The sequence below is a fragment of the Streptococcus sp. HMSC078H12 genome (assembly GCF_001814615.1).
Classification (GTDB): Bacteria; Bacillota; Bacilli; order Lactobacillales; family Streptococcaceae; genus Streptococcus; species Streptococcus salivarius_F.
Window position 1 is genome coordinate 252,813 of the sequence record NZ_KV817343.1, and the last position, 1,038, is coordinate 253,850.

The 1,038-nt window shown below is 41.3% G+C and carries 1 protein-coding gene and 1 pseudogene; both read left to right on the forward strand.

From position 1 onward, the window contains the following. Window positions 1-249: pseudogene (locus tag HMPREF2979_RS10510) on the forward strand (amino acid ABC transporter ATP-binding protein); the annotation flags it as partial. Between the two features lie 9 nt (window positions 250-258). Further along, window positions 259-1,038 (forward strand): transporter substrate-binding domain-containing protein (locus HMPREF2979_RS08935; RefSeq protein WP_070656317.1); only part of this gene is annotated, 780 nt, incomplete at its 3' end.

The window sequence follows — 1,038 nt, forward strand, 5'->3', positions numbered from 1 at the left end:
ACTATCGGTGACGTGCTTGCGGTTATGCAAAACCTTGCCAAAGGTGGCATGAACATGGTTGTCGTAACCCACGAAATGGGCTTCGCGCGCAGTGTGGCTGACCGTATCATTTTCATGGCTGAAGGTCAAGTTCTTGTAGACACTACGGATGTGGATGGTTTCTTTGACAATCCAACTGAACCTCGTGCGGTTCAATTCCTTTCTAAGATTATCGACCACAACTCTGATCGTGTCCAAGTGGATGCCTAAGGAGGACTTATGTTAATCAAGAAACTTAGTCGCATTTTAGCTATCTCTGTTATAGCTTTTCTAGCAGTTCTCCTCTGGAACACTAAAAGTAGTCAGGCAGATGAAAGCAGTAAACTACTCAATAGTGCTGCAATTCAAAAAATTGTCAAAAAAGGGACTCTAAACGTTGGTGTCAAACAGGATGTCCCAAACTTTGGATACTACTCAGCCAAAACTAATACCTATCAAGGGATGGAAATTGACCTCGCTAAGAAAATTGCCAAAGAACTTAAGGTTAAGGTGAATTTTATAGCGGTTACTCCACAAACTCGTGAAGCCCTTATGGACAACGGGACTATTGACATGCTTATCGCTACTTATACCATTACAGATGAGCGTAAGGCTTCATATGCCATGTCAACTCCTTACTACTACGACCAAATCGGTTTCCTTGTTCAAACCAAATCTGGCTATAAGAAACTTTCTGACCTAAACGGTAAAACTATTGGAGTGTCTCAAGGGTCATCTGCCAAAGCTGCTGTTGAAGAGTATGCCTCAGCTAATAACCTTAAGTTTGACTACGTTCAACTTGGATCTTATCCTGAGTTAGCCGTATCACTCTATGCTTACCGTATTGACGCCTTTGCTGGTGATAAATCAATCTTGTCAGGTTACGAAAGTGATAAAACCAAGATCCTTGATGAAGGTTTCAAAACACAAGAATACGGTATCGCTTCAAGCAAGTCTAACCAAGAGTTGATTGATTATACCAACGATTTGATTGCTAAATGGCAAAAAGATGGTAGCCTT